Origin of the sequence: Rhizobium croatiense (assembly GCF_019793465.1) — a bacterium.
GTDB classification, from domain to species: domain Bacteria; phylum Pseudomonadota; class Alphaproteobacteria; order Rhizobiales; family Rhizobiaceae; genus Rhizobium; species Rhizobium croatiense.
In genome coordinates this window covers 54987-72912 of the sequence record NZ_JAILYJ010000016.1, presented here as the reverse complement: position 1 = coordinate 72912, position 17926 = coordinate 54987, and the positions used below count along the sequence as shown (strand labels likewise).

The window sequence follows — 17926 nt, the reverse complement described above, 5'->3', positions numbered from 1 at the left end:
GGGGTAATGTCCGCACAGATGCAAACGCTGGCAAAAATCGTCAACTGGATCATACGGCTCACCGGCTATGTCGTGGGCGCCAGCTTGATTCTCGCTGTCGCGGCGCTTGCGATCTTCGGCTTCACCTCCTTTGGCGCCCGTATCGTCACCGAAAAAATAGCCTCCACGCTTTCCAATCGCGACATGACGATCGAGGTGCGCGAACCGGAAGGTCTTTTGACCGGCGGGCTTCGCGCCGCCGAGATCTCCATCTCCGACACCAGGGGCATTTTTGCTGAGATCCACGGCATAGCCATTGACTGGAATCCGCTGGCGCTGCTGACCGGAACCTTTCACGCCAAGCGCTTCGAGATCGAAGCGATCGACGTGCTGCGCAAGCCGGTGCGCACCCTGCCCTCCCGGCCCGATGCTGAAAATTCCGGCGGCTTTTCTCTCCCGATCAAGATCGACGTCGACCAGGTTGCGCTGCCCAATATCAAGCTTGCCGAACCCTTTGCCGGGCGCGCCTTTGCACTCGCCGCCGAAGGCAGCCTCTCGGCAGATGGCGACGGCGGGGAGGCGACTGTCAATGTCAGCCGCCACGCGGTGCCGGATGCGCGACTTACCGCCGATATCGCTTATGCGCCGGCCGAAAACCGGCTGCGCCTGAAGGCACAGCTGGCCGAGCCGAAGGGCGGGCTGCTGGCAGGCTTCCTCGGCCTGCCGGATAGTCCTGCCGTCAACATCGACCTCGACGGCCAGGGACCGATATCCGACTGGAGAGGCAAATTGCAGGCCGCGCTCGACGGACAGCAGCGGGCCGCAATCGAAGGCCGGCATGCGATCGCCGCCGACGGACTGCACCATCTCGACCTCAAGGGCGGCGGTGACCTGAGCTCGCTTCTGCCGGCAGCATTCCGGCCGCTTTTCGCCGGCCAGACCAATATCGATCTTGCCTCAACCTTCGACGACCGGGGCAAGATCGATATTCAGACCGGCAATATCGCCACCGGCAGCGTCGTCATCGCCGCATCGGGCACGCTTGATCCGGCCGGCAACAACAGCCTCAACGCCAACCTGCTCGGCACATCCGGGCCTGTCGATTTCCGCTGGCCACTCGCCGAAGGCGAAGCGCGCTTCCTGATATCCGGCCTCAACCTGGCGCTGACCGGCGACGCGCAGGCGGCGCGACTGAGCGTCAGCGGCTCGCTCGACAGCGCAACCTTGCCGCAGGCCGATATCGGCAACGTCAAACTGACGGCAAAGAGCGACGCCTTCAATCTTGCCGCCCGCGCCGGCAGCGTCCAGCTGCGCCTCGTCGCCGGCGACGCGACCTTTGCCGAGCCGAACCTCAACCGTGCGGTCAAAGGCCCGGTCACGCTCGCCGCGCCGCTACAGATCACGGCCGGCGGCATTGGTTTCAACGGCACCACCGTCGAAAGCGCCAATATCAACGGCAGCCTCAACGGTTCCTATCGGCTGACGGACCGCACTCTGACCGGCAATATCAAGCTGGTCGTCGAACCGGCGGCTCTGCCGGCCGCGGCGACAAGCAGGTTCGACGGGCCAATCTCGCTCGAAAGCCAGGTGGCGGGCACCATCCCCTCGAAATTCGCGCTGTCCAACCTCGTCGTCAAATCCGGAACGCTCGAGGCCGCCGGCAACGTCGCGCTCGACGGCTCGACCTTGAACGCCGATCTCTCGGGCCGGCTGCCCGATGTCGGCAAGCTGATGGGGGGCGCAAGCGGCGGAGCAGCTTACGCGTTGCGGGTCGGGGGCGAACTGCCGGCCCTCTCCGTGACAGCCAATATCAAGGCTGCCAGCCTGCAGATGGCCGATCGCATGCTCGCCAACCTCAATATCGACCTCACGGGCGTCGCCGATCCGAAGGCGCCGCAGGGTAAGATTGCCGCAACCGGCACGATCGACGGCCAACCGATCGGCGTCAACGGCGATATCCGCTCCGAGGACGGCAGGATGAGCATTCCGGCACTGACCGCCGACATCGGCGGCAACCGGCTGACCGGCGCTCTGGAATTTTCACCCTCCCTGACGCCCTCTGGCGCCTTGACCTTCGATTTTCCCAATATCGGCCTGCTCGCCGCCCTCGGCGGACAGAAAGCCGAAGGCGATCTCAAGGGATCGCTCGGCGTCACCAGCGACAGCGGCAGGATTGCGCTGAAACTGCAGGCGACCGGCGATTCGCTCCGCCGCGATACACTCGCCGTTGTCAAACCCGAGATCGACATCACGGTGAGCGATCTCAGCGCCCTTGCGGCCAACGGCACGGTCCGGGCCGAAGAGGTGAATGCCGGCGCAAACAGGCTGGCCGGGCTTTCGCTCGCTTTCACCAAGCAGCAGAATCAGACCGACTTCGATGTCAATGCCGCCTATGATGGCAATCCAGTGCTGGCGGCCGGCAATATCCAGACGGCAGACGGCACGATCGACGTAAACCTCGATCGTTTCTCGGCAAGCCCGCGCAATATCCCGATCGAGCTTGCCGCAGCGACGCAGGTCAAAATCGCCGGCGGCGCCGCCAGTATGGACGGACTGACGCTGAAGACAGGCACCGGCTCGGTGAACGTCACCGGTTCGGCCGGCGAGACGCTGAAGCTCGATGCCGTCATCAAGGAGCTGCCGGCAGCGCTCGCCAACGGTTTCGTGCCCAACCTTTCCGCTGGCGGCACGATCTCCGGAACGATCGCCGTGACGGGAACGCCGTCCGCGCCCATCGCCGACTTCAAACTTGACTGGAAGGATGCGACGACGGGTCAGACCAAGGGCGCCGGATTGGCGCCGCTCGCCGTCACCGCCGGCGGCAAATTTGCCGACAACAAGCTCGATTTCGACACGACGATCGGCAGCGCCGACGGCCTCTCGCTCAAGGCGGCCGGCAATGTCGGCCTCGCCGACCCGACGATGCCGGTGCTCGATATCGACGCCGATATCCTCAACCTGCCCGCCCGTGTCGCCAATGGTTTTGTTCCCAATCTCGCCGCCGAAGGCGCGATCACGGGAAAATTGAGCGCCGCCGGCTCCCTCAAGGCTCCGACCGCCAATTTCGATCTCGCCTGGAAGAGTGCCGCGACGAGCCACACCAGGCGCGCCGGCCTTACGGTGCTTGATGTGACCGCGTCCGGCAAATTCGCCGACAACACGCTCGATTTCGATGCCGCGGTCAGCGGCGCCGACAGCCTGTCGCTCAAGGCAAATGGCAATGTCGGCATGACAGGGACGGCGATCGGCGGCGTCAAGATCGACGCGACACTGGCCAATATCCCCGCAGCTGCTGCAAACGGTTTCGTCCCCGATCTCGCAGCGGCAGGCCTTGTCTCCGGAACGGTCTCGGCGAGCGGATCCCCTGCCGCCCCGACCGCCGATTTCGATCTCCATTGGCAAAATGCCGTCACAAGCCACACGAAACGCGCCGGCCTCGCCGGTCTCGGCGTGACGGCATCCGGAAAATTCGCCGACAATAGGCTCAATTTCGACGCCGCGGTCAACGGCGCCGACGGGCTCTCGCTCAAGACAAACGGCGATGTCGCCATCACCGGCAAGACGGTCGGTGCCGCCAAGGTCGATGCGGCACTGGCAAATATCCCGGCAAGCATTGCAAACAGCTTCGTCGCCGATCTTGCTGCCGAAGGCTCGGTCTCGGGAAAAATCTCGGCGGCAGGCTCACTTTCCGCGCCGACCGCCAATTTTGATCTCAACTGGAAAGACGCTGCAACGAACCACACCAGGCGTGCCGGGCTTACCGCTCTCGGCATTACCGCATCGGGAAAATTTGCCGAGAACAAGCTGGATTTCAACGCAGCAACGCTTGGCGATCAAGGCCTCTCACTGAAGGCCGTAGGCAATGTCGCCCTCGCCGGCACGGCGATCGACAGCGTGAAGCTCGATGCCGAGATCGCCAAGGTCCCCGCCGCTCTCGCCAACGCCTTCGTTCCCGGACTGGCGGCCGGCGGCACGATATCCGGCACCATTTCTGCCGCCGGCACACCTGCCGCACCGAAGGCCGATTTCAAGCTCGACTGGACGGATGCCGCAACCAGCCACACCAGGACCGCCCATCTTTCCGGCCTCGCGCTTGCCGCCTCGGGCCACCTTGCTGACAATAAGCTTGATTTCAACGCCAATCTCGGCGGCAAGGACGGCCTCTCGCTGAAAGCTGCGGGCAATGTCGCGATATCGGGCGCCTCGGTCCGCAACCTTGACGTCAAGGCCGATCTCGCCAATCTGCCCGCGGGCCTTGCCAATAGCTTCGTTCCCGGCCTTGCGGCGGAGGGCATGGTGTCGGGAACGGCATCTGCCTCAGGCGCGCTTCCCAAGCCCGCCGTCGACTTCAAGCTCGACTGGAAAAACGCCGCCACCGCCCAGACCAGGAGCAGCGGCCTTTCCGGTCTCAGCGCCGCGGCATCCGGCAAATTCGCCAATGACAGGGTCGATTTCGATGCCAACCTCACCGGCAAGGACGGCGTGCTGGCCAAGGCGACCGGCGGCGTCACGATTGCCGGAACGGCCATCCGCGACCTTTCGGTCAATGCCGATATTCCCGCCCTGCCGGCAAATATCGCCAATGCCTTTGTGCCCGGTCTCGGGGCCGAAGGCACGCTTTCGGCCAGCGCCGTCACATCGGGAACGCCGGCCAATCCGGTCGTCGATTTCAAGCTTGACTGGAAGGATGCGGCGACCAGCCACACCAAGGCGGCCGGCCTTTCCCGTCTTGCGCTGGCGGCAACAGGAAAATATGCTGGCGACAGGCTCGATTTTGATGCGGACCTCCGCGGCGGCGGCGGCATTGCGCTGAAAGCCGCCGGTAATCTTTCCATTGCAGGCACCTCGATCCGATCGATCGACGTCACCGCGAATGCTGCCAATGTTCCGGCTGCCTTCGCCAACGGCTTTGTTCCCGGTATCGGCGCCGACGGTACGATCTCGGCGACCGCCAAGGCGGCCGGCACGCTGTCCGCGCCCGCCGTCGATTTCAAGGTCGATTGGAAGAACGCCGCGACGAGCCAGACGAAAGGCGCCGGTCTTTCGCCACTCAGCATCGGGGCATCGGGCAAGCTGGCCGGCAACAAGCTGACCGTCGACACCAGTCTTGCCGGTGACGCCGGCATGTCGCTCAAGGGCGGCGGCAGTGTCGTGATATCAGGCAATCGGGCTCTCGACCTGCGCTTCAACGGCAACGTTCCGTTCGCGGTGCTCGGCACCCCGCTTGCGCAGCAGGGCCTGGTCGCCGACGGGGTCGCCACCGTCAATCTTACGATCGGCGGAACGGTCGCAGCACCTGTCATCAACGGCACGGTCTCGACCAATGGCGCCAAGCTCGTCGACGTCAGACGCAATCTTGCCGTCAACAATCTCGCAGCCACCGTGACCTTCAATGGCACCCAGGCCGTGATATCGCGTCTCAGTGGCAATCTTGGCGGCGGCGGCACGATTTCGGCGAGCGGCACCATCGGCATCCAGCCGGCCGGCGGCTTTCCCACCGACATTTCGATCAAGCTCGACAAGGCAGTCTATGTCGACGGAACCCTCGTCGTCTCGACCGTCAACGGGACCGTGGGCCTGCGCGGGCCGATCATGAGCGCGACGCTGAGCGGCAAGCTGCGGCTGGACAAGACCTCGATCACCGTGCCGGAAAAATTGCCGACCTCGCTCAGCGAAATCGACATACGGCACAAGAACGCGCCGCGGGCGGTGCTTGCGCAGCTCAGGGATGAAGGCAAGGGGAAAAGCGGCGAGAAATCCTCCGTCATCACCCTCGATCTCGAAATCGATGCGCCCTCGCAAATCTTCGTGCGTGGCCGCGGCATCGATGCCGAGCTCGGAGGCCGCGTGACGATCCGCGGAACGGCGGCAGTGCCCGTCGTTACCGGCGGGTTCACCATGCGCCGCGGCCGGTTGACCATTCTCAACCGCCGTCTGAATTTCTCCGACAAGAGCAGGATCACCTTTGCCGGCGATCTTACGCCGGCGCTCGATATGGAAGCCACCTCCACCTCCGGCACGACGACCCTGACGGTTGATGTGGCCGGCCTCGCCACCGATCCTTCGATCACCTTTTCCTCCTCGCCCCAGCTGCCGCAGGACGAGGTGCTGGCGCAGCTGATCTTCGGACAGTCGATGTCGAAGCTGTCACCGGTGCAGATCGCCCAGCTCGCCGATGCCGTCAGCCAGCTGGCCGGCAACCGCTCCACCTCGCTTTTCGAAGGTCTGCGCAACCAGCTCGGCGTCGACGATTTCGACATCAGCACCGACGAGAAAGGCCAGACGAGCGTCAGCGTCGGCCGCTACCTCAATGACCGCACCTATTTCGAACTGCAGCAGGGCGGCGCGGCCGGCGCCAAGGCGATCATCAATCTCGATGTCGGCCGCGGCGTCAAACTGCGCGGCGCCGCCGGCGGCAACGGGGCGGGTGAAGCGGGCATCGTTTATGAGCGGGAATACTAAGCCGGCTTAGAAACCCGTCTTGCTCGTCTTGAGAAGGATGTTGGTCTCGGTCGAGTTGATACCGTTGATCAGCCGGATGCGGCGTAGCGTCTCGTCGAAGGAGGCAAGGTCGCGATCCTCGAGTTCGGCGACGAAATCCCATTTGCCGTTGGTGCTGTGAAGGGCGCGGACCTGCGGCAGACCCCGCAACTGATCGGCTACCCTGTCGGCCAGTTTGCCGAGCACCTCGATCATGACGATGGCGCGCACGCCGGCGGATCGCGTTTCGTGACCGGTACGGATAGTGAAGCCGACAATGGTGCCGCTGGCAACCAGCCGGTCGATGCGGGCGGCGACCGTTGCCCGGGATGCACCTGTTATCGCCGCAAGGGAGGAGACGGAGATCCGGGCATTGTGGCGAAGGGCGCTCAAGAGTTCGGTATCGAGATCGTCCACGCTGATCACTCTGTCAAAATAGCTTTATCAATCTGCGCAATCATAATCCATTTCTGCCACTTTTCCATCTTTTTGCCGGCAGCCCTTTATCCCACTATCGGCCGAAACAGGCCTCAACACGGAGCCCTTCAATGAATGTCCAATCGCGATCTGTCACCCTCATCGGCGCACCATTGGAGGAAGGCTCCGGCCGCAGAGGCGCTGGCATGGGTCCCGCGGCGCTGCGCATCGCCGGCGTCGACCAGACGCTGATCGATCTCGGCCACGATGTCGCCGATAATGGCGATCTCAGGATCGTGCCGGCGATGGACCTACCGAATCATCCCAAGGCCCATAATCTGAGGATCGTCGGCGCCTTCACCCGCGCACTCGAAAGCAGCGTCTATGATGTCGCCGCCTCCGGCCGCTTTCCGCTCATTCTCGGCGGCGACCACAGCCTTTCCATGGGCACCGTCTCCGGCATGGCCCGCTATGCCGCCGGCAAGGGTCGCCCGCTCTTCGTGCTCTGGCTCGATGCCCATGCCGATTTCAATTCTCCGGCCACCTCCCCCTCCGGCAATATTCACGGCATGCCCGTCGCCTTCTTCTGCGGCGAGGCGGAGTTCGCCGAGATCCTGCCGAAGGGCCGTCCCTTCGTCGATCCGAAGCATGTCTTCCAGGTCGGCATCCGCTCGGTCGATGCACGCGAGCGCGAGGAAATCCACGAACACGGTGTCAACGTCTTCGATATGCGCGCTATCGACGAACAGGGCATCGGCGCCATCATGCGTCATATCCTCGATGTCGTCGCCAAGGCCGACGGCCTTCTGCATGTCAGTCTCGATCTCGATTTCCTCGATCCCGATATTGCCCCCGGCGTCGGCACGACGGTGCCGGGTGGCGCGACCTTCCGCGAGGCCCATCTTGTCATGGAAATGCTATCGGACAGCGGTCTCGTCTCGTCGCTCGATCTCGTCGAGCTCAATCCGTTTCTCGACGATCGTGGCAAGAGCGCCCGCATATTGGTGGAACTGACGGCCAGTCTCTTCGGCCGCCGCATCTTCGATCGTCCAACCCGTGCCGCATAGAAGGCACGTGCCGCATAGACCAGGCTTAGAGGGAGAAGCGCCATGACCACTTCGGAAAAATTGATCGCCACGGAACAGCGGCTCGGCGCCAATAATTACAAGCCGCTCGACGTGGTGCTGACGCGCGGCGAAGGCGTGTATGTCTGGGATACCGACGGCAACCGTTATCTTGATTGCCTCTCTGCCTATTCCGCCGTCAACCAAGGCCATTGCCATCCGAAGATCCTCGCCGCCATGATCGAACAGGCCGGCCGGCTGACCCTCACCTCCCGCGCCTTCCGCAACGACCAGCTCGCCTATCTCTATGAGGAGCTCGCCGCTCTCACCGGCTCGCACAAGATCCTGCCGATGAACTCCGGCGCCGAAGCGGTGGAGACCGCCATCAAGGCGGTGCGCAAATGGGGATACGAGGTCAAGGGCGTGCCGGAAGGCCAGGCGGAGATCATCGTCTGCGCCGACAATTTCCATGGCCGGACGCTGAGCATCATCAGTTTCTCCACAGACCCCGATGCCCGCAACGGCTTCGGCCCCTACACGCCGGGCTTCCGCATCATTCCTTTCGGCGATGCCGAGGCTTTCGCCGCTGCCATCAACGACAATACGGTGGCGGCGCTGATCGAGCCGATCCAGGGGGAAGCCGGCGTCATCATTCCGCCGGCAGGGTATTTCACCCGCATCCGCGAGCTCTGCACGGCAAACAACGTCACCCTCATCCTTGACGAGATCCAGACCGGCCTCGGCCGCACCGGCAAGCTGCTGGCCGAAGAGCACGAGGGCATCGAGGCCGATGTGACGCTGATCGGCAAGGCGCTGTCCGGCGGCTTCTATCCGGTATCCGCGGTACTTTCGAATTCCGAGGTGCTGGGGGTACTGAAGCCCGGCCAGCACGGCTCGACTTTCGGCGGCAACCCGCTCGCCTGCGCGGTGGCGCGCACCGCGATGAAGGTGTTGACGGAAGAAGGCATGATCGAAAACGCCGCAGCGATGGGCGACTATTTCCTCGAAGGCCTGAGGTCGATGCGCTCGAACATCGTCCGCGATGTGCGCGGCCGCGGTCTGATGATGGCCGTCGAGCTCGAACCCGAAGCCGGCGGGGCACGCCAATATTGCCATGCGCTGAAGGAGCGCGGCCTTCTCGCCAAGGACACCCACGACCATACGATCCGCCTCGCCCCGCCGTTGATCATCTCAAGGGAACAGGTCGACTGGGCGGTCTCGCAGATCGAAAAGACGATCGGCTGACGTAAATCGAGACTGAAACCCGGGTAATCCGGTTTCCGATTTAGATTTGGGCAACACTCTTTCGCTAATGTCGTCGTAACCGTAACGATGCTTCGCCGAATGCAAAGCCATCGCGTGGTGTGAAGGCAAAGCGCATCAGCGCCAATAGGGGCGCACTCGCTTCTGCTTTGGCTTACGACAGTTGGGAAGAATTCTAATGGCCACGATCAATTCCACTAGCTTCAGCGGCGATACGCTCGAGATCATTGCCTTCCGCCTGCATGATCAGGAATTCTGCGTCAAGACCACGACCATCCGCGAAATCCGCGGCTGGGCGCCGTCGACGCCGATCCCGCATGCACCGGCCGATGTCATCGGCGTCATGAACCTGCGCGGCTCGGTGATCCCGATTATCGATCTCGCCTACAAGCTCGGCATGAAGAGCACCGTCGCCAACGAGCGTAGCGCCATCGTCGTCGCCGAAGTTCACAGCATGGTGATCGGCATGCTCGTCGACCGCGTCTCGGATATCCTCACCATCTCCTCCAGCCAGGTTCAGCCGGTGCCCGAGGTGACCGCCTCCTTCGACCGCGCCTATTGCGAAGGCATCATTGCGTCGGAAAACGGCATGATCTGCTTCCTGAACCTCTCCAAGATGTTCAAGGAAAATGAGGCGGACGAACTGGCGGCGTAAATCATCTAAATGCTGCGGATGCTGAAAACCGCCCGTAAGGGCGGTTTTTTTGTCGATACACGCACGCCTCGGCCAAACCGTCGCTTTTTTCAACTTCTGACATATAAGCGCTCTCACTTATATAGCGAAAATTAACCACGCTCCATCACTATGGAATGCGAAGCACAAGGATGACATGGTTTCCGATCGGTGGGGTTAACTTCCGGCACCGGCATTCCTCGCCCCCGAACGGCTTCGTTCTAGCGGCCCAAAGCAGCAAAAGCTGTGCATCTCGAAGGGACAGGAATGTTTGGTCTAGCCCCCGATTCGAAATACATTCTTGACGCCATTTCCAAGTCGCAGGCGATCATCGAATTCGACCTCAAGGGCAAAATCCTGACGGCCAACAAAAATTTCTGCGACGCGCTTGGCTACAGCCTGAGCGAAATCCTTGGCAAGCATCACAGCATGTTCTGCGATCCGGCCTATGCGGCCACTGCGGAGTACCGCGAATTCTGGGCGCGGCTCGGACGCGGGGAATATGATGCCGGTGCCTATAAGCGCTTTGCCAAGGGCGACAGGGAGATATGGATCCAGGCGTCCTACAATCCTGTTCTTAATGGCGGAAAACCATTCAAAGTAGTGAAATTCGCGGCCGACATTACCGCCGCGAAGAAGAAGGCGGTCGAAGATTCCGGCAAGCTGGAGGCGATCTCACGCTCGCAGGCAGTGATTGAATTCACCCCGATAGGCGAAATCCTCACCGCCAACGAGAATTTCTGCAACGCCATGGGATATTCGCTGGCCGAGATCGCCGGCAAACACCACGGCATGTTCTGCGATCCCGCCTATACCAGCACCGGGGATTATGCCGACTTCTGGAGGCGGCTGGCGCGGGGCGAATTCATCGCCAACGAATTTGTCCGCTTCGGCAAGGGCGGCCGGCAAATCTGGATCCAGGCAGCCTACAATCCGATCGTCGATGCCAGCGGCAACGTCTACAAGGTCGTGAAATTCGCGACCGACGTCACTCAGCGCATGAGCGCCATTTCCATGCTCGGCGGCGCGTTGCACCAGCTCGCCGAAGGCGATCTGACAAGAACGGTGGATACGGCTTTTGTTCCCTCGATGGAGCAGTTGCGCCACGATTTCAACGCCGCGATCGGTGGCCTTGCCGAAACTATCAAGACGATTGGCGAAAATGCCGCGGCGATCGCCGCGGGCTCGCGCGAGATCGGATCATCGGCGGACTCCTTCTCCAAACGCACAGAACAGCAGGCCGCGTCGATCGAGGAAACGGCAGCGGCGCTGGAGGAAATCACCACGACGGTCAACGATTCCACCCGTCGCGCCAGTGAGGCGGGACGCCTCATCGCCAAGACCAAACAGGGCGCCGAACAGTCCGGCGTCGTTGTTCGCAATGCCGTCGCAGCCATGGACCAGATCGAGCAGTCCTCGCGCGAAATCAACAACATCATCGGCGTCATCGACGAGATCGCCTTTCAGACCAATCTGCTGGCATTGAATGCCGGCGTCGAGGCGGCGCGCGCCGGTGATGCCGGCAAGGGTTTCGCGGTCGTGGCCCAGGAGGTTCGCGAACTCGCCCAGCGTTCTGCCAACGCCGCCAAGGAGATCAAGGCGCTCATCACCACGTCGAGCCAGTTCGTCAAGAACGGTGTCTGTCTCGTCGGCGAGACCGGCAAGGCACTCGAGGAGATCGTCGCCCAAGTCGGCGATATCAACGGCAATGTCGAGGCGATCGTCGAAGCGTCGAGAGAACAGGCAACCGGATTGAGCGAAATCAACCAGGCGGTCAACACGCTGGATCAGGCAACCCAGCAGAATGCCGCCATGGTCGAGGAAAGCACAGCCGCCAGCCACAGCCTTGCGAGGGAGGCCGAAACGCTGCGCGTGCTGCTGATGAAGTTTCGTCTCCCGGGTCAAACCCAGCCCCCCGTGAGGCAGGAGGCCAGACAGACGGGCTCACCGGCGCGGCATCTCGTTTCACGCGTCGTCAGGGCGCACGGCGCTGCCGCGGCAAACGCCGAGAGCTGGGAAGAGTTCTGATCCCAAGCTGCATCACGTTGAACGACCCGCATCCTATAAATCGATTCCGGGAATTACGCCGGAGGACCAAGATGAAGCGCGCCGTCGCATACCGCCGCGGCGCGCTTCGATCGGTTATCCGAACAGCGCGAAGGTCGCCCGCAACGTCACCCAAACACCCCAGAGCAGCGGAACGCCGACGACCGCCCAGGCAAGCGCCGCCTTGGCGTCGAGCCCGCCGGTGCCGATGCCGAAGGAGCCTGTCGGCCCGGCATTGACGGCCGCCGATTTTGCCTGCAGCGCCGCGACCTCGTCATCCCTCATGAACCACTTGTCCGGGAGCGGCCTGACAAACGCATTGGCGATGAGGCCGAGCGCCAACATGCCGGCGAGGATATACATGGTGCCGGTATAGAGGGTCGGACCGGGTGCGACACCGGCGGCGATCTGCGCTTCGCGGATATAGTTCACGACGACAGGACCGACGACGCCGGCCGTTGCCCAGGCCGTCAGCAGCCGGCCGTGGATGGCGCCGACGAACTGCGTGCCGAAGATATCGGCGAGATAGGCCGGGATGGTCGCAAAGCCGCCGCCATACATCGACAGGATGATGCCGAAGGCGAGAACGAACAGCGCCTTGTTGCCCATGCCGGCGAAAGTGGGCGCCAGCGCATAGAGCACGATGCCGATGACGAAGAAGCTATAATAGGTGTTCTTGCGGCCGATCTTGTCGGACAATGACGCCCAGAAGAACCGTCCGCCGATATTGAAGAGCGACAGCAGGCCGGCGAAACCGGCGGCGATCGTGGCGATCGATGCCTTCTGCCCGGCATCGAGCTGCGCGAAGGCAACATCCGGCAAGCCGATCAGCGAACCGGCGAAGATTTCCTGCAGCATCGGCGAGGCCACGCCGAGAACGCCGATACCGGCCGAAACGTTGAGGCAGAGCACGGCCCAGATCAGCCAGAACTGCTTGGTCTTGTGGGCGTCGCGCAGGTGCACGTGTTTGGTGGTGATCATCGTGCTCTTGGCCGCCGGCGGTGTCCAGCCTTGCGGGCGCCAGCCGGCCGGCGGGATGCGGTAACCGAATGCGCCGCCCATCATGAAGACGAAATAGATCGCCGCCATGACGATGAAGGTCTGCCAGACGCCGACCGACGTATCGGTCTTGAAGGCATTCATCAGCAGATTGGCAAGTGGAGCGCCGATCATCGCGCCGCCGCCGAAGCCCATGATCGCCATGCCGGTCGCCATGCCGCGCCGGTCGGGAAACCATTTGATCAGCGTCGAAACCGGAGAGATGTAACCGAGGCCGAGACCGATGCCGCCGATCACGCCGGCGCCGAGCCACATCAACCACAGCTGATGGGTGATGACGCCGACGGCAGCCAGCACAATGCCGCCGCACCAGCAGCAGGCGGAAACGACACCCGCCTTGCGCGGGCCGGCCCGCTCGAGCCAGCCGCCCCACATGGCGGCCGACGAGCCGAGCAGGACGAAGAACAGCGTATAGATCCAACCGAGGTCGGCAACGCGCCAGTCGCAGGTCGTGGTGAACAGCGCCGAGACGAGCGTCAGCTCGGGGCAGGCGGTCGATGCCGTAATCCCAAGCGACTTCGACGGCGGCAGCCAGAACACGCTGAAACCATAGGCCATGCCGATGCAGAGATGGATGGCCAATGCGGCCGGCGGCACCAGCCACCTATTGAAACCGGGCCTGGCCACGATCCTTTCACGATCGAGCAGGCCTGAGCCCGCCACCGCTCCGTCTGTACGTGTTTCCGCTGCAGTCATGAACAACTCCTCCTTGTTTCAGACCTTGCTGTGATTGGAGCGCCATCCGTCTTTTCAGGAGCGCAAAGGACGCTATAGCGGTTTAGATTTCCGCCTGGATTATATTTAAATCGATTTAAATTTTGAGGATAGTGAATGCGAAAGGCGGCGTGTTGCTCCCGCGGCCGGCATGAGCCCGTTACATTACCGGATCTGGTGTGCCTCCGCCGCCGGTTTGCGGATCATCGGAGCGGCCTGCAGCACGAGCGCATCCAGGCCGCTTTCCTCCTTTTCCAGAATTTCGAACAATTGCCGCCGCATACGCGGCTCCCAGAATTTGTTGATATGATTGGCGACCCCCGCAGCGGCCTCGCTGGCCGGCTGGCTCTTGAAGAAGGTGGCGATCTGGTTTGCCATATAGACGAGTTTGGTCTTGGTATCATGCGACATCGGCGATGCTTCCGGGCGAGATTCGGTGCGGGTGGGTGAAAATCTCGAAGTCCTCGCCGCGCACCAGGGCGACGAGCGTCATGCCGGCTTTTTCGGCCGTGCGAATAGCGAGAGCCGTCGGCGCTGAAATGGCGATAAGCACCGGGCTGCCGAGGATTGCCGCCTTCTGCACCATCTCGACCGAAAGCCGGCTGGTGACGACGACGGCGCCATCATCGCCGCTCTCGCCGCAGCCGATGACGGCGCCGCAAAGCTTGTCCAGCGCATTGTGCCGGCCGACATCTTCGCGCACGGCAATCAGACCTCTGTCGGGACGATAGAAGGCGGCGCCATGCACCGCCCGCGTCTCGCGATGCAGCGGCTGCGCCTCGTTCAGAAGCGAAACGGCGCGAACGATATCGGCATGCGAGAGCGACAGCGGTGATGTCGAGACATCCGGCACCGGCCGCACCGCCTGTTCGATCGATTCGATGCCGCAGAGCCCGCAGCCGACCGGCCCCGCCATGCTGCGGCGCCGCGCCCGCAGCCGATCGGCGACGTCGTCGACAAGGCTGACCTGCACGTCGATACCCTGCTCGCCCGCAACGACCTCGATGCCCGATATCTCCGCCTGCTCAGCGATGATCCCTTCGGTCAGGCTGAAGCCGACGGCAAAGTCTTCGAGATCGGCGGGCGTCGCCATCATCACCGCATGCGAGCTGCCCCCATAGGAAAAGGCGATCGGCACTTCCTCCGGCACGATACGAGAGCCGCTGTGCATCAGGCCGTTGCGGCGGGCGGTTTCGGGGGCATGGGCGGTGGTGGGGAAGGTCATGGATTACGCGCCCTCATCCGCCCTTTGGGCGCCGCCCGGGGTCGAGCCGTCGGTCTCGTCCCGTCCTTCGGACCCCTACGGGGAGAAGCCTCGTCGACAACGCCGAACCGTCCCCCCATCGTCACTCCGCAGCCTCGAGCTTGCCGGCGATGCGGCGCGATTGCCGTGCTTGCTCGTCATATTCCATCTGCCAGTCGCTCGGCCCGTTGGAAGGCGAGACCTGCACAGCCGTCACCTTATATTCCGGGCAGTTCGTCGCCCAGTCGGAAAAGTCGGTGGTGATGACGTTCGCCTGCGTATTGGGATGATGGAAGGTCGTATAGACGACGCCGGGCGCCACACGATCGGTGATCAGCGCCCGGAGCGTCGTGTCGCCGGAGCGACTCATGAGCTTCACCCAGTCGCCGTCACGGACGCCGCGCTGTTCGGCATCGTGCGGATGGATTTCCAGCCGGTCTTCCGCATGCCAGACGACATTCTCGGTCCGCCGCGTCTGCGCCCCGACATTGTACTGGCTGAGGATGCGGCCGGTGGTAAGCAGCAGCGGGAAGCGCGGACCGGTGCGTTCGTCAGTCGCCACATATTCGGTGCGGATGAACTTGCCCTTGCCACGCACGAAGCCGTTGACATGCATGATCGGCGAGCCGAGCGGGTTCTTTTCGTTGCAGGGCCACTGCACCGAACCCAGCTTGTCGAGATAGTCGTAGGAGACCAACGCGAAACTCGGTGTCGTCGCCGCGATCTCGTCCATGATTTCCGACGGATGGCTGTAGTTCCAGTCGAGTCCCATCGTCTGGGCAAGCTTCTGCGTCACCTCCCAGTCGCCATAACCGTTGCGCGGCGTTATCACCTTGCGCACGCGATTGATGCGCCGCTCGGCATTGGTGAAGGTGCCGTCCTTCTCGAGGAAGGTCGAGCCTGGCAGAAAGACATGGGCGTAATTGGCGGTCTCGTTGAGGAACAGGTCCTGAACGACGACACATTCCATCGCCGCCAGCCCGGCCGCGACATGTTTGGTATCGGGATCGGACTGGAGAATATCCTCACCCTGGACATAGAGGCCCTTGAAGGAGCCGTCGACCGCCGCATCCAGCATGTTGGGAATGCGCAGGCCCGGCTCGTTGTCGAGCTTCACACCCCAGAGCTTTTCGAAGATGTCGCGTGTCGCATCGTCGGAAATATGCCGGTAGCCCGGCAGCTCGTGCGGGAAGGAGCCCATGTCGCAGGAGCCTTGCACGTTGTTCTGGCCGCGCAGCGGATTCACGCCGACGCCGGGACGGCCGATATTGCCGGTCGCCATCGCCAGATTGGCGATCGCGATGACGGTGGTCGAACCCTGGCTGTGTTCGGTGACGCCGAGACCGTAATAGATCGCGCCGTTGCCGCCCTTGGCATAGAGCCTTGCCGCGCCGCGCAGGTCCGCCGCCGGAACGCCGGTGAAAATCTCGGTCTCTTCGGGGCTGTGCGCCGGTTCGGCGACGAAGGCCGCCCAGTCCTCGAATTCCGACCAGTCGCAGCGCTCGCGGATGAAGGTCTCGTCATAGAGGCCTTCGGTGACGATCACATGTGCAAGCGCCGTCATGACGGCCACATTGGTGCCGGGCTGCAGCGGCAGGTGGTAGGAAGCCTCGATATGCGGCGATCGCACGATATCGGTGCGGCGCGGATCGATGACGATGAGCTTGGCCCCCTGGCGCAGCCGCTTCTTCAGCCGCGAAGCGAACACCGGATGGCCATCGGTCGGGTTGGCGCCGATGATGACGACGACATCGGACTGTTCGACGCTGTCGAAATTCTGCGTGCCGGCCGAGGTGCCGAATGTCTGGCCGAGGCCGTAGCCGGTCGGCGAATGGCAGACGCGGGCGCAGGTATCGACGTTGTTGTTGCCGAAACCGGCGCGGACCAGCTTCTGCACCAGATAGGTTTCCTCATTGGTGCAGCGCGACGAGGTGATGCCGCCGATCGCCTCGCGGCCATACTGGTACTGGATGCGGCGAAACTCCGACGCCACACGCGCGAAGGCCTCGTCCCAACTCACCTCGCGCCAGGGATCGCTGACCTTTTCGCGAATCATCGGGTTGAGGATGCGATCCTTATGGTTGGAATAGCCGTAAGCGAAGCGACCCTTGACGCAGGAATGGCCGCGATTGGCCTGGCCGTCCTTCCAGGGCACCATGCGCACCAGCTCCTCGCCGCGCATTTCCGCCTTGAAGGAACAGCCGACGCCACAATAGGCGCAGGTGGTGATGGCCGAATGCTCGGGCTGGCCGATCGCAATCACCGACTTCTCGGTCAGTGTCGCCGTCGGGCAGGCCTGGACGCAGGCGCCGCAGGAGACGCATTCGGAATCGATGAAGGCTTCATGCGCACCCGATGACACCTTGGAGCCGAAACCGCGCCCCTCGATCGTCAGCGCGAAGGTGCCCTGCACCTCCTCGCAGGCGCGCACGCAGCGCGAACAGACGATGCACTTGGAGGGGTCAAAGGTGAAATAGGGATTGGACTCGTCCTTCGGCGTCCATTTCAGATTGATCTCGCCATTGTTGCGCGCCCTGACATGGTTGTCGCCGTCATAGCCGTAGCGCACGTCGCGCAGGCCGACTGCGCCTGCCATGTCCTGCAATTCGCAATCGCCGTTGGCAGCACAGGTCAGACAGTCAAGCGGGTGGTCGGAAATATAGAGTTCCATCACGCCGCGACGGACATCCTTCAGCCGATCCGTCTGCGTGCGTACCACCATGTTGGCCGCCACCGGCGTCGTGCAGGAGGCGGGCAGGCCGGCGCGGCCCTCGATCTCGACGAGACAGAGCCGGCAGGAGCCGAAGGCATCCATCATGTCGCTGGCGCAGAGCTTCGGCACGGTGGTGCCGGCCTCCATCGAGGCGCGCATGACGGACGTGCCCTCCGGCACGCTGATCTGCTGCCCGTCGATGGTCAGCGTCACCATGGTTTCCGATTTCGAAGCGGGAGTGCCGTAGTCGATTTCATGGATGAGAGACATGGTCG

10 protein-coding genes are annotated in these 17926 nt (G+C 62.9%); 5 read left to right on the top strand and 5 right to left on the bottom strand.

What is annotated here, in order from left to right; genetic code table 11:
- The first annotated feature begins 18 nt into the window (after window positions 1-18).
- Window positions 19-6441: a translocation/assembly module TamB domain-containing protein gene (locus K6M89_RS23520; RefSeq protein WP_222141240.1), complete on the top strand. Its 6423-nt coding sequence runs from the start codon at window positions 19-21 to the stop codon at window positions 6439-6441.
- A 6-nt stretch (window positions 6442-6447) separates the two neighbouring features.
- Here K6M89_RS23520 and K6M89_RS23515 read toward each other — a convergent pair whose 3' ends face one another.
- Complete coding sequence (locus tag K6M89_RS23515) at window positions 6448-6885, bottom strand: Lrp/AsnC family transcriptional regulator (RefSeq protein ID WP_170964785.1); 438 nt, start codon at window positions 6883-6885, stop codon at window positions 6448-6450.
- A 122-nt stretch (window positions 6886-7007) separates the two neighbouring features.
- On the opposite strand from K6M89_RS23515, the gene rocF reads away from it, so the two are divergent.
- The 4 genes from rocF (at window position 7008) to K6M89_RS23495 (ending at window position 11904) form a co-directional block, all read left to right on the top strand.
- Window positions 7008-7943: an arginase gene (rocF, locus tag K6M89_RS23510; protein WP_222141178.1), complete on the top strand. Its 936-nt coding sequence runs from the start codon at window positions 7008-7010 to the stop codon at window positions 7941-7943.
- 42 nt (window positions 7944-7985) lie between these two features.
- Complete coding sequence (rocD, locus tag K6M89_RS23505; protein WP_222141177.1) at window positions 7986-9185, top strand: ornithine--oxo-acid transaminase; 1200 nt, start codon at window positions 7986-7988, stop codon at window positions 9183-9185.
- Window positions 9186-9381: 196 nt separating this feature from the next.
- Complete coding sequence (locus K6M89_RS23500) at window positions 9382-9858, top strand: chemotaxis protein CheW (protein WP_097580638.1); 477 nt, start codon at window positions 9382-9384, stop codon at window positions 9856-9858.
- Between the two features lie 285 nt (window positions 9859-10143).
- Window positions 10144-11904 (top strand): methyl-accepting chemotaxis protein, encoded by a 1761-nt coding sequence (locus K6M89_RS23495; protein ID WP_222141176.1) that lies wholly within the window; start codon window positions 10144-10146, stop codon window positions 11902-11904.
- Window positions 11905-12018: 114 nt separating this feature from the next.
- Here K6M89_RS23495 and K6M89_RS23490 read toward each other — a convergent pair whose 3' ends face one another.
- The 4 genes from K6M89_RS23490 to fdhF all read right to left on the bottom strand — a co-directional run bounded on the left by K6M89_RS23490 (window position 12019) and on the right by fdhF (window position 17921).
- On the bottom strand, window positions 12019-13677 hold the full coding sequence (locus tag K6M89_RS23490; RefSeq protein WP_222141175.1) for an OFA family MFS transporter: 1659 nt from the start codon (window positions 13675-13677) through the stop codon (window positions 12019-12021).
- 183 nt (window positions 13678-13860) lie between these two features.
- Window positions 13861-14106: a formate dehydrogenase subunit delta gene (locus K6M89_RS23485; protein WP_097580635.1), complete on the bottom strand. Its 246-nt coding sequence runs from the start codon at window positions 14104-14106 to the stop codon at window positions 13861-13863.
- The gene (fdhD, locus tag K6M89_RS23480) at window positions 14096-14920 is read right to left on the bottom strand and encodes a formate dehydrogenase accessory sulfurtransferase FdhD (RefSeq protein WP_097580634.1); all 825 of its coding nucleotides are present in this window, start codon (window positions 14918-14920) and stop codon (window positions 14096-14098) included. The genes K6M89_RS23485 and fdhD overlap by 11 nt, the downstream gene beginning before the upstream one ends.
- 121 nt (window positions 14921-15041) lie before the next feature.
- Window positions 15042-17921 (bottom strand): formate dehydrogenase subunit alpha, encoded by a 2880-nt coding sequence (fdhF, locus tag K6M89_RS23475; protein WP_222141174.1) that lies wholly within the window; start codon window positions 17919-17921, stop codon window positions 15042-15044.
- Between the last annotated feature and the right edge of the window lie 5 nt (window positions 17922-17926).